The organism is Leptolyngbya sp. FACHB-8, from assembly GCF_014695575.1.
Lineage (GTDB): Bacteria > Cyanobacteriota > Cyanobacteriia > Elainellales > Elainellaceae > Vacuolonema.
The window spans coordinates 1-24,280 of sequence record NZ_JACJOO010000059.1 but is presented as its reverse complement, the minus strand read 5'-3'; the positions used below and the strand labels follow the sequence as shown (position 1 = coordinate 24,280).

General features: G+C 52.2%; 15 protein-coding genes. 5 read left to right on the top strand and 10 right to left on the bottom strand.

Annotation, left to right across the window (positions count from 1 at the left end; translation table 11 throughout):
• Nucleotides 1-35 precede the first annotated feature (35 nt).
• From H6F91_RS14965 to H6F91_RS14955, 3 genes are all read right to left on the bottom strand, one after another.
• The gene (locus H6F91_RS14965) at nt 36-995 is read right to left on the bottom strand and encodes a cytochrome c oxidase subunit II (protein WP_190772930.1); all 960 of its coding nucleotides are present in this window, start codon (nt 993-995) and stop codon (nt 36-38) included.
• Between the two features lie 115 nt (nt 996-1,110).
• Nucleotides 1,111-1,713: a DUF2231 domain-containing protein gene (locus H6F91_RS14960; protein WP_190772929.1), complete on the bottom strand. Its 603-nt coding sequence runs from the start codon at nt 1,711-1,713 to the stop codon at nt 1,111-1,113.
• Nucleotides 1,710-2,210, bottom strand: a complete 501-nt coding sequence (locus tag H6F91_RS14955) for a DUF2231 domain-containing protein (RefSeq protein WP_190772928.1) — start codon at nt 2,208-2,210, stop codon at nt 1,710-1,712. The genes H6F91_RS14960 and H6F91_RS14955 overlap by 4 nt, the downstream gene beginning before the upstream one ends.
• Before the next feature lie 972 nt (nt 2,211-3,182).
• Here H6F91_RS14955 and H6F91_RS14950 point away from each other — a divergent pair.
• Nucleotides 3,183-4,619: an ammonium transporter gene (locus H6F91_RS14950; RefSeq protein ID WP_190772927.1), complete on the top strand. Its 1,437-nt coding sequence runs from the start codon at nt 3,183-3,185 to the stop codon at nt 4,617-4,619.
• 99 nt (nt 4,620-4,718) lie between these two features.
• Here H6F91_RS14950 and H6F91_RS14945 read toward each other — a convergent pair whose 3' ends face one another.
• Nucleotides 4,719-6,794, bottom strand: a complete 2,076-nt coding sequence (locus tag H6F91_RS14945; protein ID WP_190772986.1) for a S9 family peptidase — start codon at nt 6,792-6,794, stop codon at nt 4,719-4,721.
• Between the two features lie 306 nt (nt 6,795-7,100).
• Here H6F91_RS14945 and H6F91_RS14940 point away from each other — a divergent pair, with 306 nt between their 5' ends.
• Nucleotides 7,101-7,985 (top strand): ATP-grasp domain-containing protein, encoded by an 885-nt coding sequence (locus H6F91_RS14940; RefSeq protein WP_190772926.1) that lies wholly within the window; start codon nt 7,101-7,103, stop codon nt 7,983-7,985.
• 179 nt (nt 7,986-8,164) lie between these two features.
• On the opposite strand, the gene H6F91_RS14935 is transcribed toward H6F91_RS14940, so the two are convergent.
• The 3 genes from H6F91_RS14935 to H6F91_RS14925 all read right to left on the bottom strand — a co-directional run bounded on the left by H6F91_RS14935 (nt 8,165) and on the right by H6F91_RS14925 (nt 13,624).
• A complete protein-coding gene (locus tag H6F91_RS14935) occupies nt 8,165-11,677 on the bottom strand; it encodes a choice-of-anchor Q domain-containing protein (RefSeq protein WP_190772925.1) in 3,513 nt (1,170 codons plus the stop codon).
• A gap of 685 nt (nt 11,678-12,362) precedes the next feature.
• Nucleotides 12,363-12,728: a hypothetical protein gene (locus H6F91_RS14930; RefSeq protein ID WP_190772924.1), complete on the bottom strand. Its 366-nt coding sequence runs from the start codon at nt 12,726-12,728 to the stop codon at nt 12,363-12,365.
• Between the two features lie 245 nt (nt 12,729-12,973).
• A complete protein-coding gene (locus H6F91_RS14925) occupies nt 12,974-13,624 on the bottom strand; it encodes an SH3 domain-containing protein (RefSeq protein ID WP_190772923.1) in 651 nt (216 codons plus the stop codon).
• Nucleotides 13,625-14,260: 636 nt separating this feature from the next.
• Here H6F91_RS14925 and H6F91_RS14920 point away from each other — a divergent pair.
• Nucleotides 14,261-18,418 carry a PAS domain-containing protein gene (locus H6F91_RS14920; RefSeq protein WP_206754942.1) on the top strand — a complete coding sequence of 1,386 codons (4,158 nt, stop codon included), beginning with the start codon at nt 14,261-14,263 and terminating at the stop codon, nt 18,416-18,418.
• A gap of 52 nt (nt 18,419-18,470) precedes the next feature.
• Here the strand turns inward: H6F91_RS14920 and ilvD are convergent, their stop codons facing one another.
• Both ilvD and eno read right to left on the bottom strand, forming a co-directional pair.
• Entirely contained in the window at nt 18,471-20,159 is a 1,689-nt protein-coding gene (gene ilvD / locus H6F91_RS14915; protein WP_190772921.1) for a dihydroxy-acid dehydratase, read from the bottom strand.
• Nucleotides 20,160-20,553: 394 nt separating this feature from the next.
• The gene (gene eno / locus H6F91_RS14910; RefSeq protein ID WP_190772920.1) at nt 20,554-21,837 is read right to left on the bottom strand and encodes a phosphopyruvate hydratase; all 1,284 of its coding nucleotides are present in this window, start codon (nt 21,835-21,837) and stop codon (nt 20,554-20,556) included.
• Between the two features lie 1,014 nt (nt 21,838-22,851).
• On the opposite strand from eno, the gene H6F91_RS14905 reads away from it, so the two are divergent.
• Together H6F91_RS14905 and H6F91_RS14900 are read left to right on the top strand one after the other, a co-directional pair.
• Nucleotides 22,852-23,232 carry a phage holin family protein gene (locus tag H6F91_RS14905; RefSeq protein WP_190774324.1) on the top strand — a complete coding sequence of 127 codons (381 nt, stop codon included), beginning with the start codon at nt 22,852-22,854 and terminating at the stop codon, nt 23,230-23,232.
• A 575-nt stretch (nt 23,233-23,807) separates the two neighbouring features.
• Nucleotides 23,808-24,023 (top strand): hypothetical protein, encoded by a 216-nt coding sequence (locus tag H6F91_RS14900; protein WP_190774323.1) that lies wholly within the window; start codon nt 23,808-23,810, stop codon nt 24,021-24,023.
• Nucleotides 24,024-24,098: 75 nt separating this feature from the next.
• Here H6F91_RS14900 and H6F91_RS27725 read toward each other — a convergent pair.
• The coding region (locus H6F91_RS27725) for a hypothetical protein (protein WP_206754941.1) at nt 24,099-24,280 on the bottom strand (182 nt) is incomplete at its 5' end.

Below are 24,280 nucleotides of genomic sequence, written 5' to 3'. Positions count from 1 at the left end.
GGTCGATGAGTGACTGGTTAAAGATAAATTGCCTTCTACGCAGGTGGGCTTGTAGGTTGCTTCGTTGGTGGCGCGTAGTTCACCTCAGGAGGTGGAGCGGGGGCAATGCTGTCCCAGCCTTTGACGATCGCACTTCTGCGGGTGTATTCGGCGATCGCCGGGTTGTAAGCCGTTGTCAATTCCCGGCTTGCCGCATCAGCCAACCACTGCTCATATTCCTCAAGGGGTTGCACAACGACATCAGCCTGGTTCGCAGCAAAGTAGGTGCCGCTAAACATAGAGTCTCGCAGGCGATAGGTACCCGCGCGGGTAGGGGTGAGTTCCATTTCAATATCGTGATTAGGAACCACATCCTGCTTCAAACGGAATGCTGGAATGTAGAACCCATGCAGCACATCCTCGCTATGCAGCGTGAAGTGGATGCGACGATCGATCGGCAAGTGCAACTCGGTGCTGGTGATATCGGCTTCGGGATAGCGGAACACCCAGGCCCACTGTCGCGCCAGCACCTCAATGTTCTCTATAGGCTTTTCCGCTGCGCTCTGAATTTCTTTCTGAGGCGAGCTGTCGAAGGGGTCTGCGTAGGCGGCAGGAATCAGGGAAGGCGTATGCAAGTGCACCAGTTCCATGGGTCCCCGGATCGCCATTTTTTCGTAAGTTTGATAGCTCACCCAGGACAGGGTTAACACCAGCACGATGGGGATAGCTGTCCAAATCACTTCCAGCGCAGTATTGCCTTCGATGGGTGGGCCATCGCTCATGTCGTACTTTTCGGCCCGGTGAAAAATGAGGGAGTAGAAGAACGGCCCAATTACCCCCAGATAAATGAACGTGCCTAATCCGGTGAACAGGCTGAACAAGTCATCAACCAGCTTCGACTCGGAAGCAGCCTCGGGAGGAAACCAGGAATAGGACTGCTTCGCCATCCAGAAGCTAACAAAGGCCGCGAAGATGGCGTAGAGCGTCATGATGATGGCTGCGCGGAGTTTCATCATATGAGAGTAGGTGGGTGAGGGGATGGATATGTGAGGAGCGGGGGAAGAGGTTTAAGGAGGTTAGCTGAATTGCTTGGAAGAGGGCCAGTATGCAGAAGCTCCCCTGCCTATTGATCTAAAGCTTCTCGGCTGGGTTTTCCCCCAGATGCAGCAGTTGATCAGCTGTGATATGAATGCCGAATTCTGTGCCCAGGTGCGCACCTAGCGTGCCCTGGAGGAACATCAGGAGGAAAACAATCAATCCCGCCCCAAGGTAGCTCCATTGCACTTGGCGGGCCATATCTCGACGCCAGCGAAAGCGCTGGAAGCCTCGCCAGACCGTCATACCGACAATCAGTGTGAGAATAATGACTCCACCGACGCCGTGCCCGATCATGGTTTGCAGCGCTCCCATACCCCAGGGGCTTTTCACATCGGCCAGGGGAGCCGCCAGAATAATTTCGAAGAAGCCAGTCGCAACCGTGAAGAAGGTGATGACAGAAGCGGCTACCAGGTTATACCAGCCCACGTCAAACAATGCAGAGCGAGAGACAGGGATGGCCAGGTATTTGAAAACAGCTTTATCGACAGGGTAGAGCACACCGACAATGTCGAAGGCGATCGCTGCAATAAATAACCCCAGGGTCAAATGCACTAAGTTTGGGTGGATCGGGAAGATGTAGGGTAATCCATTAGGCCCCAATATGTTTCTCCACTGTTCCAGCAAATCAGGATTCATGACAGCCCTCCCGAACGTGTGGCTTCCACGACCGGCGTACTATGCAGACCGTATACCCATACCAACAGATCGCCCAAGTAGGTTTGAAATAGTACTGCACCTACCAGGCCCACACTAACGACTAAATATGGAATGGGAAGCTGTTGCTTTTCCTGAGTGCGGATAACGTAGCGCCATCCTGTAACGGCGGCTAAAAAACCAGATAATGACCAGCCTAATAAGGTATGTAAGTTGAGGGTAGAAACTGCGGAACCATAAGGTTCTGCCAAACCCGCTTCAATTTGCCCGAAGATAACTGCAATAAAGATCGAAACCGTTGCAAAAGATAAATTCCACCAGCTCACTTCATAAAGCCGAGAATTCTTGGTGAAATATCCAACTAAATCACAGAACACTGCAAATAACACCATCGCAATGACAAAATGCACCACGATGGGATGAATGGTGTCAGGATAGGGCAGATTGTGTTCATTAAGGGGAGGAAGATACTCAAACACAGCTTCTTACGGTGGGGGTGCAGTAAGCTCCCAGCAAAGATGAACGTACGAGTTGGCATGCATTAGGTAATACTGCCAGTGCTTCAGTACGTTCCCTGGGAGGCTCTGTTTGGAGAGTAACTCCACCTCTTGGGTTACAAAATCTGTCTAAAGAATGAGAGCTTGCTTATAATCTTGAATTGAGGCTGTTTGCTTTAGAATTCGTTTCAAAACATTGAGTTTTCATGTCTTTTTAGCAGGAAAGATCGAGTCTTTTAAACACTTATTAGTTTCTGCCTTTTAAACAATTTCTTAAGAGTTACAGCGCTTTGCGCTTGAATAAAATGCAGCTATTTTTGTAGGACCCTCGCGGAGCGAGGCTCCTACAAAAATAGCTTGTACCTCATAGGCTTGAAAAGTGCTGTATAGGATTTTTTAGTTCAGGAGGCATAAGAGATGGATGTGGGACAAAGTTTCATATCTATTCTTCTTACCTCACTAAACCGGAAAGGTTTATGGTGCTACGCGCTGGTAGGGTTCTGGGCATGTGGATGGGGTGTGGTAACAGGGGTACTTTGTGCCTCTGTTACCACACCCTATCCACATGTTTGAAACATGACCTAGTTGGTTATACGAGAAGCTTTGGAGAGATTAATAGCTGGGGATTCAGCAAGGGCGATCGCCCCAAAACCCAGATCCCTCACCTGCATGGGATCTCAGGTAACACATTGTTAAATCTGACTGAAACTGCAACATTTGATACATTTTGGCGTGAATGTCTATATGTAATCTAAGCCAGAAAATATATGTCCAATAGGGCTTGGCTCGCAAATTTGAAGATGTGCACAGAATAATCAGGGGTGCTGAGTAAAGGTGAAGCTTGCTTACGGCCTCTGGATTTCTTGTTTAGCAAGGCTTCCATCTCAGCCTGCCAAAATTTGCCAGTCAGTTCAAAATTGACATGCCTGCACCACGACTCAAAGAGCGTTACCCATGTTGCTTTCAATCGTAGCTCTTGCAGCTATCAGTTTAACTCTATCATTGGGTCTTTTTCCCCAGGCAGTGCTAGCGCAGACTCCTGATCCCTTAGAAGTCGCTGCAACTGCTCAGGTTTCTGCAGATACAGCTTTCATGCTGATTTGTGCGGCTCTGGTGTTATTGATGACACCAGGATTGGCTTTTTTCTATGGTGGCTTTGTTCGCTCCCTCAATGTACTTAATACATTGATGATGAGCTTTACGATGATGCTATTGGTTGGTGTGACCTGGGTGTTATGGGGATACAGCCTGGCCTTTGCACCAGGCACTTCCTTTATTGGCGGGTTGGAATGGTTATTCCTGAATGGCGTTGGCTTAGAAACTACCGATTACCTGGTGGGGTCTCAGCCAGAGGCGGTTGTGTCCTACGCCCCTACCATTCCCCATGAAGCCTTCATGATGTATCAGGGCATGTTCGCGATGATTACGCCTGCGCTGATCTCGGGGGCGCTGGTAGAGCGCATGAAGTTTCGGGCTTACTTCCTGTTCACGTTGCTCTGGTCTATCTTTATCTACTGTCCCTTAGCTCACATGGTTTGGGCCAAAGGTGGGCTCATGGGCCTATATGGTGGCTTCGGAGCCCTTGACTTCGCAGGAGGCACCGTAGTCCATATCAGCTCTGGAGTTTCTGCTTTCGTGGCAGCGATCATGCTGAAAAACCGTAGAATCTACCCCAATCGTCTGGTTGCTCCTCACAACGTGCCCTTCATCATGTTGGGTGCCGGTCTACTGTGGTTTGGGTGGTTTGGTTTCAACGCAGGTAGTGCCCTGGCTTCTGGTGGCTTAGCGACTGCTGCCTTTGTCGCGACCAACTGTGGGGCCGCTGCTGCTGGCCTTGTGTGGATTTTGATGGAATGGTCTCTAATGGGTAAGCCGACTGCTGTTGGTCTGGCGACTGGTGCTGTTGCAGGTCTCGTGGGGATTACCCCGGCCGCTGGTTTTGTCACCCCCGTTGCGGCTCTGCTGATTGGTGGTATCACGGCCTTCTGCTGTTTCTATGCCATTCGTATCAAGAACAAGCTCGGCATTGACGATGCCCTCGATACGTTCCCAGTTCATGGTGTGGGCGGAACTATTGGGGCTATCCTCACGGGTCTGTTTGCGACCACAACGGTGAATGCGGCGGGTGCTGATGGTCTGTTCTATGGCAATCCTGGCCAGTTGTTCAAACAAATTGCGGCGGTATTAATTGCTTATGCGATCGCGGCCGTTGGTACCTTTATCATCATTAAGCTCCTGCAAGCGACTGTAGGTATTCGTTCTTCTGAAGAGGTCGAAGCTCAGGGTCTGGATCCCTTTGAGCACAGCGAGATTGGTTATGGCGAGTTTGGCATCATGGATATGGCTTCCTCTTCCCATAGCAGTATCGATAAGTCTCTGAAAGACGGCTAAGTTCAAATTCAGTTCAATAGCCAGAAAGGTGCGGCGCTTAGCGCCGCACCTTTTCTTTGGGAAAATGCCTTGATAACAATGCCTTTACCCGCACTGAGGCTACCCAGCAATACCCCACTGACCGAATAAGAATGCGTAGTCCATTGCGATCTCCTTCAGGTGCTCATAGCGGCCTGAGGCACCGCTGTGGCCTGCGCCCATGTTGGTTTTGAGCAGCAGCACATTCGAGTCGGTTTTGAGCGCGCGGAGTTTGGCTGTCCACTTAGCGGGTTCCCAGTAGGAGACGCGAGGATCGTTGAGGCCGGCGGTAATCAGCATGGCGGGATAATCCTTCGCCTCAACATTGTCGTAGGGAGAATAGGACTTCATGTACTCGTAATAGACCGGGTCATTGGGGTTGCCCCACTCCTCCCATTCACTGGCCGACAGGGGCAGCGACGTATCTAGAATCGTCGTCACGACATCGACGAAGGGAACCTGGGCGATCGCCGCCTTAAACAGATCCGGGCGCAGGTTCACCACAGCTCCTACCAGCAATCCACCTGCACTGCCCCCCTCGATCGCGAGATGCTGGGGAGAAGTCCACCCTTCTTTAATCAGGTGTTCGGCACAGGCAATGAAATCAGTGAAGGTGTTCTTCTTCGCTAAAAATTTACCATTCTCGTACCAGCGGCGGCCCATCTCAGAGCCACCCCGGATATGGGCGATCGCCATCATTACCCCACGATCCAGCAACGTCAGGCGGGTTGAGCTAAAGCCAACCGGGTAACTATAGCCATAGGAGCCATATCCCTCCAACAGCAAGGGATGATCGCCCGTCTTCTCAAGCCCCTTCTTGTACACCAGGGAGATGGGAACTGATGTGCCATCAGCCGCAGTGGCATGAAGTCGCTCCGTCACGTACTGAGTTTTGTCGTAGCCTCCCAGCACCGGAGTTTCCTTTTTCAGTTCTCGCTGACGGGTGTTCATGTCGTAGTCAAACACCGAACTGGGGGTTAGTAGGGAGGTGTAGGTAAAGCGCAGCACCGACGTATCAAATTCGGGGTTGGCTCCTTCATACACCTCAAAGCTGGCTTCGGGAAACTCAATGTTGTGTTCGGTTTGAGTAGAGAGCTGACAAATGCGAACCCGAGGAATGCCATCCTCCCGCTCGTATACCACCAGGTGGTCGGTGAAAGCGCTCACCCCTTCCAGCAGCACCGCTTCCCGATGTTCCAGCACTGTCTCCCAATGCTCGGAGGACGGGGTGCTAACAGGAGCCTTCATGAGCTTGAAGTTGATGGCGTTTTCGTTCGTGAGGATATAGAAGCGATCGCGGTGATGCTCAACGCTATATTCCACGCCCTGAGTTCGGGGTTGAAATACTTGAAACTCGCCTGTTGGCTCATTGGCATCCAGGTAATGCACCTCGGAGGTGACCTTGCTGCCCAGTTCCATCAGCAGATAGGCCTGACTCCGGGTTTTACCAATGCTGAGAAAGTAGGCGTCATCGGTTTCATGGAAAACCAGTGAATCTTGCTGGGTGTCAGTGCCCAGGGCATGACGGAACAGCTTATAAGGCCGATTGGCTTCATCGACCTGGGTGTAGAAGACGGTGCGGTTATCGTTGCCCCAAGCGAAGGAGTAGTAGACGTCCTCGACGGTTTCGGGGTAGAACTCGCGGGTTTCCAGATCGAGGAAATAGAGGGTAAAGCGTTCAGCCCCATTGTTATCAACAGCGTAGGCCAGGATCCGGTGATCTGGGCTGACCTGAAAGATGCCCAGATCAAAATAGTCAAGACCTTCTGCTAGAGCGTTTTGGTCAAGTAGCACCTCTTCAGGAGCGTCCAGGCTACCTCGCTTGCGGCAGTGGATGGGGTAAGCTTTGCCCTCTTCGGTGCGGTAGTAATACCAGTAGTCGTCTTTGCGGAAGGGGACGGAAAGATCTGTTTCCTGGATACGAGCCAGCATCTCCTGGTAAAGCGATTTCTGGAGCTCTTCCGTGGGCCGCATGAGGGCTTGAGTGTAGTCATTTTCGGCATTGAGATATGCCATGACTGCCGGATCTTGACGATCGCGCATCCAAAAATACTCATCGAGGCGGCGATCGCCGTGCAGCTCGTGAATGTAGGGACGTTTTTCTGCAACAGGGGGATTCAAGGTCACAGATAATTCAGGAACTTGCGTTTGACTCATACTGGGTAGAAAGGCCCCGGCTCTAGGGATAATGCTGAGCATAGTGCTATACGCTCAGTGTAGAACTTTCTTATTGTTCCCATCTCATTTCCGTTGTAATTGTTTGACTCCAATTCCGTAGCAATACTCTGGACAGCTATCCTCAAGTCCTATGTTCTGCGGGCTTTACGCATAAAGAGGAGTTTGTGTTGAGCATGAGTTCGGGCCGTTTTTCTGAAACCCTTGCTTTTGTGGGCCCTTCACGCACGCAAAATTAAGGATCGCGCAGAGTATGGGTTAAGTTGATGTACGATGTGTGCCCGGCAAATGATTGTTCTTAGTGAAGCCTCCGATGCATTGCCCCCTTCCGCCAGTCGTCGAGATTTGGAGGCGGCAACGGCGATCGCCAAACTCATGGGCATCCCCACCTATCACATCCCCTCCCATGATGCCCGCCTTGGGACAGTGGATGATGCCCTAGCGCACATTCCATTGCAAACTGAGCCTACTCCTGCCGTGTGGTTGGGCTATATTCCCTCTCCCGAACATTACGCCGAAATTTACCAGGCAGCTTACAGGCGAGGGTTGTACCTGCTCAACACCCCCGACGAACACTTGACCGTGCAGGAATTTGACCGGGCCTATTCTCATTTACAGGGCTTAACGCCCGAAAGCATTGTTCTCACCTGTTCTGAGCAGGCGCAACGGGTGCCAGCCGAGTGGGGCTTTCCGGTCTTTGTGAAAGGAGCTATACAGTCGCGCAAATCTCGGGGATGGAAGGCCTGTGTCGCTCACGATGTGGAAGAGTTACATCACCTGGTAGACCTGTTGCTGGCTGACCTTTATCCCTGGTCACGGGGGCGCGTGATCGTGCGGCGCTTAGTGCCTTTGCGTCATACCCGCATGGCTCCCGATGGGTTTCCCCTGGGCCGTGAGTTTCGGGTGTTACTCTACCGCCAACAACCCCTCAGTTATGGCTACATCTGGGAAGGTGACGACCCCGACAAGTTTCTGTCTGTTGCGGATGAAGTGGCAATGTTGGACTGTGCGATCGCCGCTGCCCAACGCCTCTCTACCCCCTTGGTCACCCTGGACATGGCTCAGCAAGTTGACAATACCTGGATTGTGATTGAAACCAGTGATCCCCAATTTACGGCCTTTACCCATTTGCCTCTAATTCAAGCCTGGCAGCAGTTGATGCACATTGTATAGCCCTTCAGGGAAGTACATTTTCCCCTCGACAGCCACGGTTTAAAGCTTGAGAACAGTTTAGTGGTGAAAAACCGTGTTCCACCGGCTTTTCACCACTAAACTGTCTGCTTCTAGGTGCGTAGCGCTATAAAAAAACAAGGGGGCAGTATTGCCCCCTTGTACTTTAGTTGGATAAGAACCTACGCCACTACTCGAAAGTCGGTCGCTGCAAGGGCGGGCCGATTGCTCAAGATAGCGATCGCCCCTCCATCGCCAAAACCACCGTCTGTAGCGTTTGCATTGTAGGATAACACGCCGTTGCTGGTGTTATACACGAAAATTGCCGAGCTGGCTGCAGCGGCGGCGGCCGTCGTTACCGTCGCGAATTCTGCCGCACTCAGCGATCCGCCGATGACGCTGGTGAGTGCCGTGAATGCAGTGCGAGATAGACCGATGCGATCGCTTCCCCTCACAAAATCCGTCACGGTATCGACCCCGAAGTTTGTGGCGGCAAAGGGTATCTCCGAGCGGAACGCGAAGATGTCGCTGCCAGCGCCACCACTGAGGGCGTCATCGCCAGCGCCGCCACTGAGGGTGTCATCCCCTGTACCCCCAACGAGGCTGTCATTGCCTGCCTCGCCTCGCAGCAAATCGTTGCCGCTGAGCCCGTTGATAGTGTCATTTCCGCCCTGGGCATTAATCACGTCGTTTGAGTTATCAAGCCCAGACGTGTTGTTGTTTAAGCCATTCAGAAACGTCACCGTATTCCGGTTCCAGATGCGGCTGAGCGTGGCGTCGGCGTTGAAAACATCAAAGCTGTCCAGGTTAGCGGTCTGATTTTGGAACAAAATATTGCCCAGGTTTACATTGGAACCGGTACTTTGGGATAGATTCTCCAAATTTTCAAGCAGAAAGTTTTGCAGGGTCACCTGGGTTGCAGCACGTCCCTCAAACCGCAGCACAACGTCGCTGCCTACCTGCTCAGCCAGGAGGTTCTGGGCGATCGCCCCGGCTCCCGTAAATTGCAGCGTATCGACCTGGCTTGCATTACCCTGAAACTGGCTTCCACGACCGACCCCAACAAAGTCGCGCACAACGGCTGCCCCAGGGGTATCCACGGCAATCACGATTCGGTCAGCCCCGGTGCCACCGGTAAAGGTATCGTTCCCGGCGACCCCAACCAGAGTATCGTTGCCTCCCGCACCGTCCAGCACATCGTCATAGTTACTACCAACGATGTTATTGTCCAGCTCGTTGCCGGTGAGGATGCCTCCCAACACCGTGACGGTAACGGTGGCTGTATCTGTATTGCCGGCTGCATCGGTGATGCTGTAGGTAAAGGAATCCTCACCGGAGAATTGAGGGAGGGGGGTGTACTGAAGGCGATCGTCGGTGTAGTTATTGGGGGTGCCGTTGTTGTTCAGTACAACAGTGCCATTGAGAGGGGACGTGAGGATGGCGATCGCCAGCGGACTGCTGTCATTAGCCAGCACATCGATCGTGATGGGCTCTCCTCTCAGGGTCGTGGCCACATCATCGGCCGCCACAACGGTCGTGACAATCTGTGCGGCACTGCCAAAATTAACCTCTGTACTGAAGCCACCCTCAACCTGGGTTAATCCAGAGTTGGGAGTGGTTTGAGTAAAACCCGGCATCGGCACCTCCCGCACGGTATAAAAGCCGGGAGTTAAATCTATGAATTGGTAGCTGCCATCGCTGCCTGTTAGGGTTGAAACCTCTCCAGCATCTAACAGGCCATTGTCATTGATATCGAGATAAATGGTCCAGTCTGACAGGCCGGGTTCTCCAACATCGAGTACCCCATCACGGTCGAGGTCGTTGAACTTGATGCCACTGATGCTGCCATTGGTGAGTGCATCGTCATTGTTGATAATGCCTGTAGCGCTTCCCCCCGTCACCAGGACGCTGCCACCCGAGGTGCCAGTAATACTGTAGACAAAGGTTTCGTTCGGCTCGATCAGGGTGTCTCCAATGACATTCACGATGGCCTGAGCCGTCGTCTGCCCCGCCAGAATCGTCACCGTTGAGCTCAAACTATTAATGTCAGACCCGAGCGACGCTGTCCCTCCCGTAATTCCCAGATTAACGACGATGTCTTGGGTCGCTGGTTCTGAGAGGGTGAGAGTAAACTGATAGGCCGTTAAACCATTGTTACCTTCGATCAGGGTCAGATTACCAGGAGTCAAACTCAGCGTCGGGAGGTCATCATTAACAATGGTTCCCGTCACCGAGCTTGTGGCTGGATTAATGTTGGCGTTGGTCGCGCCCAGAATGGTGTAGCTAAAGGTTTCATTGGGCTCGATAGTGGTATCTCCGGCCACCTGAACAATCACCTGGGTGCTCGTACTGCCAGCCGCAATCGTGGCGGTAGGGGTAAAGATTAGATCGGTGGCAGGGTCAGCTGTTCCGCCAGTAATACCCAGGGTGATGTCTACGGGTAACACAGCCGCCTGGGAAAGGGTCAGGGTGTAGACAAACGTGGTGACTCCACTATTCCCTTCATTCTGGCTTACCTGCTCGGCGCTGATGGATAAGCCCGGAAACGCAAACTCAAAGGCGCCAATATCCACAATACCGCCGTTGGTGCGGATACTGCCCCGCTGGTCAAACGGTAAGAGTTCTGTGCGATTGCCATCCCTGTCTAAGTCGGCCACATCCCGGGGGATGTTGCTGCTAAGACCACCGTTTACAGCCGGGCTTGTACCCAGGAGGGCATAGGTTGCGGTGGAGCCGCCGTTATTGGTCAGGGCTATCAGCCCAGGGTTCGTGATGTTGGGGCGATCGCCCGTTTGAGTAAATACCGCTGCTGCTGCATTGGTGGTGCCAATCAAATTGCCGCCCAGGCTGGTCAGCGTTGCCCCGGCTGCCGCCACATCAACGGCCGTTCCCGAGGTGTTGCCGGAGATAATCGTGTTGCCTACGGTGGTGAGGGTAGCCCCAGCCGCGTTGAAGAGGCCCGAACCCTGATTATTCGGAGCGGTGTTAGCGGTCAGGGTCGCGTTGAGCACCTGTATGGTACCGCCGTTGTTTTGAATGCCACCACCCGTAAACACAGCCGTATTGCCGGAAAGGGTAGAGTTCAATACAAAGGCTTCCGAGGTGCCCCCCGCTGCTGCAGCCGAGGTGACCAGGCCACCTCCCGCCCCGGCCCGGTTTCCCTGAAGCGTGCTATTAATCAGGTACAGGGTGCCACTATTGGCAATGCCCCCTCCACTGCTGGTAGCTACGTTGCCCTGGAGGGTGCTATTGACAACGGTGAGGGTCCCAACGTTTTCGATCGCCCCTCCACTTGTAAGGGCTCGGTTGTTGCTCAGGGTGCTGTTGCTAATCTGTAGCGTACCCTCGTTGCGCACGGCCCCTCCGCCTCCGGAGGTGGTGCGGCCATTGCTCAAGGTCAGGCCGTCCAGCTCAGCGCTGGCTCCAGCCGCGACGCTAAACAGGCGACTGAACGCTGCACTATTGCCAGAAATGGTAACGGGAGCGCCTACTCCCTGAGTGCTGATTACGGTGGTATTGGAGTCTGTGAGCACCAGCTCCCCGCTGGTTAGAGTGATGGTATCGGCACTGGCATCACTAAAAACCGAGCCTGAAAAAAGAATGGTGTCCTGCTCGGTGGAGTTATTTGCATCGGCGATCGCCTGCCGTAACGAACCTGCCCCACTGTCGTTGGTATTTGTAACAAGAATAAGCATAAGAACAAAAACTCCAGCTCCGAACGATTCGTCTGTACCCTCATTTAAGGATTTGCATGGTTAGACGGGTGCTATACCCGAGCAGGTAAACGCCGAGGCCAAAGCCCGCCCCTGATGCCGATGTAGTGTCTCCTGATTTCACAAGTTGCTACATCTTGCCGCTGATGATTCGGTAAAACCAAAGAAACAAGCCTGTGGGCAACCGGATCTAAGTGGCAATCCTCATCCGTATTAATTCTCAGATAATGTCATGCAATATGTTCGAATAACTTATCCCTTGGCGCTGGCGTACACAGACTAAATTCATCAACTCTTTATGAAAGTTCGTTCCCAATCTGAGGAGTAATGGTTAATATGAATCTCTTAATAAAGTTTTTAGAGGTGTTCATCCAAAAAGCCTGAATTCCTTAAGCGCTCAGGCTTTGCGTATATTTCAAGCCTGGGGTCTGCCTTAAAACGTACTCTAGAGACAGGGTGTGGAAGCAAGGGATGCATGACTTTGCTTCCACACCCCATCCCCTTTACCCTACAAGGCTTCCTTCACAGCATTTTCCAGCTTAAGAAACCTGAGTTCGGGTTAAAGGCGTTTTCGAGTGCCGCGCAACGCGCGGCACTCGAAAACGCTCATTTTGGTGTGCGCAAAGCGCACACCAAAATGAGCACTTCAGCTTATCCCAAACTGAGCTTAAGAAGCATTGGAAACCTTTCTGAATCGCAGGGTAATAGCACTGCTTCCACCGAGGGATGCTCCCGACCCGAGTAGGCTCAACTGGCCCTCAGCATTCACTTCTACCGAGAGTTCGACTTCTTCCAGCTCCATGCCCCCCATATCCTGAGCTCGTTCTTGAGCGTGCTTCAACACCCGTCCCATGGTGTTTAGGAACTCGGCCATGCCTTGCTCCAGCTTATTGGCTGGGATGGGAATACCCGGGCGACTGGCAATTTTGGGCGATCGCACCACATCTTCCCCGGTTGGGCTGCGTGGAGTATCGCCTCGTTGTATCTCGACTGGCATGGAGTCTGTCACAATCCAGATATAGTCTTCTGCCATGGTCCGTGTTGTTTTCTACGTTCCTCAGTTTAGGGCTTCCCACGATAGGCGTCACTTGAGGGGCTATCCGAAAGCCTAGTAGGCTGCGGCCTAAGTTCGCAAACTATGTTTTTGTGTAGGGTGCGAAGCACCCTACACAAAAACATAGGTGATGGATTTCCGCCTCAGCGTACTAGTTTGGGGAGTGAGCCGTACATACGCACGGCTCACTCCCCAAACTAGGCTTTCGGTTTTCGAGTCGGGTCTTACTTGCTGCAGTTTTGTCGCAGGACGGGGTTCCCATTCTGAAAAACCCGTAATTCAGCGAAACCACCGGGAGCACTGCTAGAATCCCAGGCGTCTTCCAGCACGTAGACGGTATTGGCGTTGACAAATTCGTAATTCCAGGAGTAGCCACTGCCGATCCGCTGACCGTTGGAGAGGTTAAGGTTACCCTCGCTGCTCCGGGAGCTGTAGGAGTACTGGTCGCGGCCTGTTTCCGTCAGCGTTACGGTGTAGGCACCACAGACATACGTATGAGCCCAGCGACCGGGTGCTGGTGTTGGTGTTGTGGCGGGTGCTGTTCCTGGTGTTGGCGTTGGTGTTGTTGCGGTTTCCAGTTGAATGAAGTCGCTCCGAATCCAGCCCCGTACGCCAGAGGGGAAGCTGACGTAGTACCAGAGGAAGCCATCGGCGGCATTGGCTCGTGTCAGCACTTCGACGCGATCGCCCACCAACCCATAACTGGGACTGGGTGCATTGAGGGAGGGTTCTGTTCGTATATTGACTTGTGAGCCAGGGCTGCTGCCGACAACCCGCGCTGGTTCTGCCAGGGCAGGTAACCCCATACCGATAGCCAGTAGTGCCGTTGAGAGTGTTTTTAGAAGTAGCGATCGACCGGGGAAACCTTGTTGCATGGTATCTCTTGGGGGGTTACTAGAAACGACTAAAACACGACAGAAATATATTGGGATAACGGTAGAAATGCATTATCCAAATTTTCTATGGAATACCTACCACATTGGTTTAGGAGAATGCAAATAAATAAATCTGTAATTAAGCTCTCGATCCAAAATAGATAGACTCAAATCTTGCTCCAAACCCTAGAGGTCTATTTGTCGTACGAGCAATACACAAAAAATAGGGTTTTAAGGTTTGGTAAAATCCTAATTTTGCGTAAGGTGCGGCTTCGCTAAGCCTCCCACAAAAATCGGAATTTTATTCAATTTGCATTCCTCAGGAGATTTCCAGATAAGAACTTCCCCATTATTTGGAAAAAAGGCGTGGCGAAGCCGCGCCTTTTTTCCAAATAATGGGGATATTGTTTCCCAGAAATCTCCTCAGTAGGGAGCCATAATTAATTCAGTTGAGCTGACCTTACTTTGTAAAAGGAATAAAAGAAAGAAAGCTCTACCTCTGGGCAGATCGAAGCGTTGAAGTTTTGGATCTACTATTACTTTGGGTGAGTAGATCTTCGTCCATTGGCATAGGTTGTTTGCCCATGGCCTATATCTAAAGCCAGGTTTCAGGGACATATACCCGGCCTTCGATATATGCGGTCTGAATCAATAATTTTTAGATTTATTCCCTTACCTATTGTGTATCGAATTGCCCTGAGCCTGCTGGCTCTCGTGCTGGCTCACGGAATGGCGTTGCTGTTTCGGGTTCAACCAGCCGTATCTTTGTGGTTTCCACCTTCTGGCGTGGCGATCGCCCTAACCCTCTGGCAGGGCCCAATTGGTGCTGTTTTGGCGGGGGTGGTTTCGGTATTCATGGCGCCCCTGTGGGGAAGTGATGGCTGGAGCCGGTGGGTGGGTGGCCTGGATGCCCTGGAGCCTCTGGTGGCATGGTTACTGTATTGCTACTGGTTTCGGGGACCGCTTGCCTTGCAACGGTTGCGCGATGTGCTTCTATTTCTGGTGAGTGTGCCCCTGGCGGCATGCTTCACATCAGCCCTGGTGGGGTGCTTGACCCAGGCGATGTTGGGCCGTATTGCGCCTGAGCAGTTGGAGGCCGCCATTGGCCATTGGTGGTTGGGCAATGCCCTGGGCACAATGGCCATTACTCCATTAGGGCTGTTGTCTCTGAACTATACTCAGCCAACGCAGCGTCTCCCTTTCTTCCATCGCTATGGTCGCATTCCTTACCTGTTTGTTCATCCCCGCCGTCTGGAAGTTGGGTTAATTCTGGTACTGGTTTGTTTCTTTGCCATACTGACCGTCAGCACCACTCAGACGGATGTTTTTGAGACCTTGCAGCTCTCATTGTTGGGAGTTTTGCCACTGGTATGGGCAGTAGCTCGCTTTGGTGTATGGGGCGGAGTTTTGACGGCGAGCTTTACTGTCCTGGTGACATTGGTTAGCTATCTGATGGTGTATCCCAATGCGATCGCTCAGCCCATATTCCCCGTTGACCCACAATTACTGCATACCCATAAGTTGAGTCTGCTCCTGCAAACCGTGGTGACTCTGGTCATTGGGGTAACCATTACAGAACGGGAAACGACCTACGCCGCATTGGCGGTAGAACGGGTTAAACGTGCGGAATCTGAAACGCGTGCCCACTTGAACGAGCGCTTGATTCAGGTGATGCGGGATAGTCATCACCTGGTGCAGCAGGTCACAGATACTATCCCACAGGTTTTGTACGTTCATGATCTGATTCATCAGCGGAATATTTATGTCAACCGCCAGATTGTTCAGATTCTGGGATACACCCCCGAAGAGGTGCAGGAGATGGGGGAAAATGTGTTGCCTGCATTACTTCACCCCGAAGATCTGACCGTTGCTCTACAAGCTCGCGATCGCTTTCACCATCTAAAAAATGGCGAAATTAGTGAGGTTGATTATCGCATTCGTCATGCCAATGGCGAATGGCGCTGGCTCCATTGTCGTGAGATGGTCTTTGCGCGTGATGCCCTGGGAGAAGCAACGCAAATTTTAGGGAGTGCAGAAGACACAACGGAACGACGGCAAGCAGAAGCAGAGCGACATCAGCTTATTTCCTTAATTGAAAGTAGTACGGATTTTATTGCCCTTGCCACGTTAGAAGGGCAAATGACGTTTGTGAATGCGGCAGGACGACGGTTCATTGGTTTGGAGAGTCCAGACGCCGTGAAGCAAACCCATATTCTGGACTGCTTTCAGGAAAGCGATCGCCCCTATATTGAAAGAGTTGTTCTACCCCAACTGAGTGCTCAAGAACGCTGGCAAGGAGAATTGCAGTTGCGCCATTTGCAGAATGGGCAATTGATTCCAATGCTCGTTAATGCGCAACAGGTGCGAGATTCTCAAACAGGGCGGCCTATTGCCTATGCCACCGTGAGCCGCGATATTAGTGAACGCAAGCAAGCGGAGTTGGCCCTCAGCCAAGCCAATGAACGGTTTCAGTTAGCGGTTGCCGCCCTCAGCGCTACGATTTACGACTGGAACTGTGTGCAAAAACGGGTTGAGCGAACTGAAGGGCTGTACTCCATGCTAGGCTTCATGCCCGAGGAGGTAGAGCCTACCTATGACTGGTGGTGGCGGCTGATTCACCCTCAAGATCAAGCTCGGGTGCAGCAGCAAATGACGGATATTTTAGCGGGTAGCCCGCAGGGGGACGACAAAGCCCAGCGCTACTCACTGGAATATCGCATGCGCCATCGCAGTGGTCATTATGTCTATATTCACGACCAGGGGCTGTTGCTGCGAGATGATGCAGGGCAGGCGGTGCGGATGGTCGGTAACCTGACAGATATTAGCGAACGTAAACAAGCGGAAGTTGCGCTTCAAGAGAGTGAAGAACGGCTGCGTTTAACTCTGTATGCCGCGAACCAGGGTTTGTACGACTTTAATGTTCAAACTGGGGTCGTCATCGTCAGTTCTGAATACGCCCAAATGTTGGGTTACGATCCAAACACGTTTGTGGAGAACGAAGCAAACTGGCGCGATCGCCTTCACCCCGATGATCGAGAACATGCCGACCAGATTTATCAGGACTATGTAGCCGGAAGTCGAGATGAATACCGGGCTGAGTTTCGGCAGCGCACCCAAACGGGCGAGTGGAAGTGGATTTTGTCCGTCGGTAAGATCGTTTCCTGGGATGAACAGGGGCAACCGTTGCGGATGTTGGGAACCTATACAGACATTACAGAAAGAAGGCTGGCGGAAGCCCAAAATCGGCAACTTGCATCTATTGTCGAAAACAGTACAGACTTTATTGGGATTGCAGATTTAAACGGTAATCTTACATTTCTGAATAAAGCAGGAATGGATTTGGTCGGTTTAACCGATACAAGGTTTGATGCTGGAATTCCATTTCTTGACTATTTTGCAGATGTAGATCGTGAATGGATTCAGGATGTTATTTTATCCACTGTTTTACAGTATGGAAGTTGGCAGGGAGAACTGCAATTTAAACACTTTGGGACGGGTGAACTGATCCCTGTTTTCTACAATTTGTTTGTGATTCGTGATCCCATCACCGGGCAGCCAGCCTCCCTGGCAACGGTGACTCGTGACTTTCGGGAGCGGAAACGTATCGAACGGGTGAGAACGGAACTGTTGCTGCGGGAACAGGAAGCGCGTAAGCAGGCCGAATCTGCTAGCCGCATGAAAGATGAATTTCTGGCGATTGTGTCTCATGAGTTGCGATCGCCCCTCAACGGCATTCTCGGTTGGTCACAACTGCTTCGTACCCGCAGCCTCAGCCCTGAGAAAACGGAGCAAGCCCTGGCCTCGATCGAGCGTAATGCCCAGGCCCAGACCCAACTGATCGAAGATCTGCTCGATATTTCGCGGATTATTCGGGGACAAGTCCGTCTGACCCTACGGCCCCTCAATCTGGCAACCATTGTCCAGGCGGCTCTCGATACGATTCGCCCTACGGCTGAAGCCAAATCAATTCAACTGATAACTCATTTGGATTGGAATACAGGCCCTGTTTCTGGCGATTCTGAACGGCTTCAGCAGGTTGTTTGGAACTTGCTATCGAATGCGGTGAAGTTTACCCCAACAGGCGGTCAGGTCGAGGTAAGGTTGGCAACCCATCAAACCTATGCCCGTATTCAGGTCATGGATACGGGAAAGGGTATCAACGCTGAGTTTCTGCCCTTTGTATTCGATCGCTTCCGGCAGGCTGATGCGACGACCACCCGTAATCATGGTGGGCTGGGTTTAGGACTGGCGATTGTGCGCAATCTGGTGGAGTTGCACGGGGGCAACGTCTCTGTAACCAGTGCTGGGGAAGGGCAGGGAGCCACATTTATCGTGGAATTGCCGTTGTTGCCAGATGCCCGGTTGGAAGGGGAAGAACATACCCTGGGGCCATTTTTAACGGCTCATCCCAACTCCTTGAAGGGTTTGAAAGTGTTGGTGGTGGACGACGAGAAGGACACGCGAGAGTTTCTGGTGGTCGCTTTGGAGCAGGCCGGGGCGATCGCCATCTCTGCCAATTCCGCTCAGGAAGCTCTGCAAGCCATGCATCGAGATAGACCACACATCCTGCTCAGCGATATTGGGATGCCCGATGAGGATGGGTACGCCCTGATCCGTCAAATTCGGGCATTACCTCCAGAGTTGGGCGGCAACATTCCAGCGGCGGCTATTACGGCCTATGTGCGGGGAGGCGATCGCCAAAAAGCTTTGACGGCCGGATTCCAAATGCACATTTCAAAACCCATCGACCCAACGCACCTACTCCAGGTGGTTGCCCAATTAGCCCAGATATAGAGACACCGGGTGTTTCTCAAAAACACCCGGTGTCTGTGTTGTCCTCAGTTTTCTACAGCTTCACGTTGAGATCCGTCACAGCGCCCAAACTGCTGGAGGAAACGAGGCTGGCATACTTGGCCAGAACACCACGGGTATAGCGGGGGGCCGGAGGTTGCCACTGCGATCGCCGTTGGGCTAACTCCTCATCGGACACGTTAAGTTGCAGCAAGCGATTATCTGCATCAATCGTGATTGAGTCGCCTTCCTCTACCAGAGCGATGGTGCCCCCAACATAGGCTTCAGGCGCAACATGGCCGACCACCATACCATACGTGCCCCCTGAGAAGCGGCCATCGGTGATCAGCCCAACAGAATCCCCCAAACCCGCGCCAATAATGGCAGAAGTGGGAGCCAGCATTTCCCGCATGCCGGGGCCGCCCCTAGGGCCTTCGTAGCGGATGACAATCACATCGCCTGCATGAATCTGGTTCGCCAAAATTGCTTTCAGGCAGTCTTCTTCAGACTCATAAACTCGGGCTGGACCAGTAATCTGCCGCAGCTTTACCCCAGTCAGCTTGGCAACAGCCCCTTCCGTCGCCAGGTTGCCCTTGAGGATACCCAGATGGCCTTCCCGATACATGGGGTTATCCCAGGGACGAATCACATCCTGATCAGCACGGGGTTCTGCAGGAATATCCTGGAGGAGTTCGCCAACGGTTTGCCCGGTGATGGTAATACAGTCTTCATGAAGTAGACCGTGAACCAGCAACATTTTCATCACCTGGGGAATGCCGCCGGCACGGTGCAGGTCAGTAGCGACATAGCGGCCCGAGGGTTTTAGATCGCAGAGAACAGGAACGCGAGCCCGGATGGTTTCAAAATCGTCCAGTGTGAGGGGAACACCAGCGGAGTGGGCGATCGCCAAGAAGTGCAGCACGGCATTAGTCGAACCACCCACGGCCATAATCACTGAGATCGCATTCTCAATAGACTGGCGAGTAATAATGTCACGTGGGCGGCGATCGGCGCGGATGGCTTCTACCAGCGCTTTTCCAGCCAGCAATGTATTCTCGGCCTTCTCTGGGTCTTCTGCTGCCATGGTGGAAGAGTACATCAGGCTCATTCCCATGGCCTCAAACGCCGACGACATCGTGTTGGCCGTATACATGCCGCCGCAAGATCCTGCCCCTGGGCAAGCGCTGCGCTCGATGGCGTATAGCATCGATTCTTCAATGCGGCCCGCGCTATATTGCCCCACGGCCTCGAAGGAACTCACCACCGTCAAGTCTGTGCCGTCCAGGTGGCCTGGCTTGATGGTGCCACCGTAGACGAAAATGGCAGGGATATTCATTCGGGCCATAGCGATCATGGCACCGGGCATATTTTTGTCGCAGCCACCGATCGCCAGCACGCCATCCATACTCTGAGCGTTGCAGGCGGTCTCAATTGAGTCGGCAATCACATCTCGCGACACGAGGGAGTATTTCATCCCCTCGGTGCCCATGGAGATGCCATCGCTGACGGTAATCGTGCCAAAGGTTTGTGGCATCCCACCTGCGGCTCGTACACCCGATTCGGCCTGAATGGCGAGAGGGGCAATTCCCATATTGCAAGGGGTGATGGTGCTGTGGGCACTGGCAATGCCCACGATGGGTTTTGTAAAGTCATCGTCGGTAAACCCAACGGCGCGTAGCATCGCCCGGTTGGGGCTACGTTGAATCCCCTGGGTGATTGCCTGACTTCTGAGGTTCTCAGCCATCCTCAATAATCCCAATTACAAAGGTGTTTCGTCAGTGTGTAGCTACCTTGGAAGGAAAACCATGCAATAGGTGAAGCTGCCTTTCGTCGGCATTTATGCAGCCAGCCATTGGCGTCATTTTCGTCCCAAGGCTTTCTATTTTCCCAAAGGGGCGACGCTTTCCACTTTCCTTTTACTAATGCATGGAATAGAGTACCCGCACGGCAAATGGCTTTGATGGAGGTTGTGTTTCTAAATGCGCGATGGTTGTGAGAGGGGCGCTAAGTCCCTCTCACAACCACCAACCAGTAACCAATTTAAAGACCCTTGGAGAATGCGTTTGGGGGAACCAAAAACAATCTCTAAGGGACGTGTTAGGACGCGACTGCGGTTTGCCTATCTGAGGGAAGCGTTCCTACTTCACCACAGACTTGCCAGCATAGGTGGCCTTGTCACCCAGCTCTTCTTCGATGCGGAGCAGTTGGTTGTACTTGGACAGGCGTTCGCCCCGGCAGGGTGCACCGGTTTTAATCTGGCCTGCGCGCGTGGCTACCGCTAAATCCGCAATGAAATCGTCGGGGGTTTCACCAGAGCGGTGGCTCACCATGAAGGTGTAACCGCCTTCGCGAGAGAGCTTGATGGCATCCAGGGTCTCAGTGATAGAGCCGATCTGGTTGACCTTCACCAGGGTCGAGTTACCCACACCATCGGCGATCGCCTGCTTAATAATGCTGGGGTTGGTCACAAAGGCATCATCGCCTACCAGTTGAATACGGCTGCCGAGGCGCTTGGTCAACTCCTTCCAGCCATCCCAGTCCTCTTCGCCCAGACCGTCTTCAATGGAGAAGATCGGATACTGGTTAATCCAACCTTCCCAGAGCTGAATCATTTCCTCTGAGCTCTTGCGAGACTGATCCGACTTCCAGAACAGGTAGTTGCCCTGCTCTTTGCGATACAACTCGCTGGTAGCGGGGTCGAGGGCGATCGCAATCTCATCACCCGGCTTTAGCCCTGCCTTGGTAATCCCTTCCATGATCACATCCAGAGCTTCCACATTGGATTTCAGGTTGGGGGCGAAACCGCCTTCGTCACCGATGCCGGTGCTGTAGCCCTTGCCCTTGAGGATGGATTTCAGGGCGTGATACACCTCGGCTCCCATCTGCATCGCCATGGAGAAGGAAGGGGCACCCACAGGGGCGATCATGTATTCCTGAAAGTCCACGCTGTTGTCGGCATGGGCACCGCCATTCAAGATGTTGAAGCAGGGTACCGGCAGCAGCGTGGCCTCCTCGCCGCCGAGGTAGCGATAGAGGGGCAGCCCTTTAGACTCAGCAGCGGCCCGAGCGATCGCCATAGAAACCCCCAGAATGGCATTGGCTCCCAAGTTTTTCTTGTACTCGGTACCGTCCAACTCCAGCATTTTCTTGTCGATAGCGGTCTGATCGGTGGCATCCATGCCTTTTAAGGCTTCAGCAATGGTGGTATTAACGGTTTTGACCGCCTTGAGTACACCCTTGCCGCCGTAGCGTTTGGCATCCCCGTCGCGTAATTCCAATGCTTCCCGAATCCCTGTTGATGCACCGGAGGGAACGGCAGCCCGTCCCTTGCTCTTGTCCTCCAGCACGACGTCGACTTCGACGGTCGGATTGCCCCGAGAGTCTAAAATTTCTCGACCATGAATTGATGCGATCGCCGACATATGCTTCTCCCAAATTGTCCTGTCGAAGGTTGAACCTAAACCGGAGGAATTATTTCACAATACCGTTTAGTTGTGCACCCTTAATCTACGACATCCGCCGAAGCGCGTAGATCGCACCGGAGCCGGCCTGAGCCAAGTATCTATTCCAGCTCCTAAAAAAAATAGATTTGCGCCCTAGTTTGGGATCATTAAGGGGTCAGCGTTTGCGTAGTAGCTCCAAAATCTATGGCTGAGCCGCTGACTACTGCGCTGCATCCCCATAACCGCACAAATCGTCTGATTTGAATTTAGACTGGTTCACCTTAAATTAAGGATTTGCGTTGGAACAGTAATACTTCTTCAAATCGAGCACTGAGAGATGAAGCAAGGAATGTACGAGCTTGCCTGTTTGGCAAGGACGCCATAAACGCGAATGAGTGATGTCTATAAAACGCCCACCCTCAGCTTTTAGCGCCTCCTAAATAACGTCAGCTCGGGATAAGCCGAACCGCCCATTATTGCGTGCGCGACGCGCACGCAATAATGGGCTTTTTCGAGTGCCGCGCGAAGCGCGGCACTCGAAAAAGCCCTTAACCCGAACTGAGGTTAAATAATGTCAGTCTTCAATGGAGTCGTGTTGCTCTGCACCCATCATCCCGGGGTAGAAAGAAACATTGTTTTCTCATTAGTTCGGACAGTTTTTCTGAAACCGTTGATTTTGCGTGCGCGAAGCGCACGCAAAATCAACGGTTTCAGAAAAACTGTCCAGAGTATTGTTTTCTGAGAAGTTCGGATTAAGGACGTTTTCCGAGTGCGCTATGTACACCTAAAAATGGGCACTTCAGCTTATCCCAAATTAGGATAAAAAACTCTATAAAAACTTAGCCGTCAGCTCTCAGCCTGTAGCATTTGCTAAAAACTTTAAGCCCAGTCCAGGGCAAAATTTGATTTGCGTCAAGAAAAACGTTAGCGATCGCGACTTTTTTGCTTTAATGATGCCAACGTTGGTGACGCATCTCCGCGAGAATCTGACCTATGACCTGGCTAATACCTTTTCTTCTCACTGTCATTATTCTGGCTCTGAGCTTACTTTTGATTTCAAAGTTGCCTTTAGGGATAGAAGTCGATAGCCTCAACATTGCTTTTCTAGCTGGGCTCGTTCTGGGTCTGTTGAACGCCCTGATCCGCCCTTTATTGGAGCCTGTTTTTGGGGCGACCATCATTAATATTCTGACCCTGGGGTTAGCATCAATATTGCTGAATGCGCTGATTTTTGGATTAGCGGCAAAGCTCGTCACAGGTTTCCGCCTGAGATGGGGGATATTGAGTGCCCTGCTTGGAGCCTTTGCTCTCAGCATTGTCTATAGCGTTCTGTCCAATATTCTCATGCGGTTAGGGCTGATGACCGTAGGTTAACGAGACGGGGTTGCTGTGAAGATTAGAAACCCGGTGTTTCTGAGAACCCTGGGTTTCTAAGCTCCTGCTAACCCATCTGCCTCAGTGTTGAGTGTGATGGGTGGAACAGCCAGATTCAACAGGCAGGTAGCAACCTTGATTTAATTTTCATTAGTTCGGACAGTTTTTCTGAAATCAAGGATTTCAGAAAAACTGTCCAGAGTACTTTAAAAAACTATGGGGATCGCACGGATTGGCGACAGAACCCTCGTAGAAGCTGAATAATAGCCTTTCTCAATAGCCGACAGCGGGTGCCTATCTAGTAGGCGGATAGGGGATTGAGCGATCGCTCCCCCTAAATGTGGTGCAAATTTCTAAAACTGTATCCTGGGATACGGTTTTTCTCGTATTCCGCCTTATATAGTGTTGAGGCTAATAAGCGCTTACTACATATAGCGTATTGGGGTTCATCTCATTCCCCGTAGATTCAAGCTTTCGATTGCAGTGTTTGTGGCTCGTTTGGATATAGGCGTCTGATACGTCAGGTGCCGTTGCTTCGCCTCGATGTCCTTCACCTAAGAGATGCTTTTGACGCTATGAGTTACCAAGAACAGTTAAACCCGTGGGTTGTTCACAAGCTAATGCCCGATTTTAAGCAGGCTGCTGTTGCCCGTTTTCGTCATCGCAGTGATGCAGAAGCTTACCTGAAGATTGTGGCCCGTATGATACCTCAAGCTCGGTTTGCGATCGCCTTCGATGTGCAACAGAAGATTCAGGGCGCTACCCCTAGTGCATCTGAGGCTGTGGCCTAAGCCACCGTCCTAATTTTTGGCCGAGATCGTAAAAACTATCAAATTTTCAGCGGGGCGTCAATGGCACCCCGCTTTTTACAGCAATATGGGCTTCAAAGCCAAGAGTTCACGCCCTACGGGCGTGAACTCTTGGCTTTGAGGCCCGAAAACCGCGCGCCTTCGGCGCGCGGTTTTCGGGCCTGATTTCAAAATGAGAATTGCTGCGCTTTTTATAGCAATATGGGCTTCAAAGCTGAGAGTTCGCGCCCTTCGGGCAC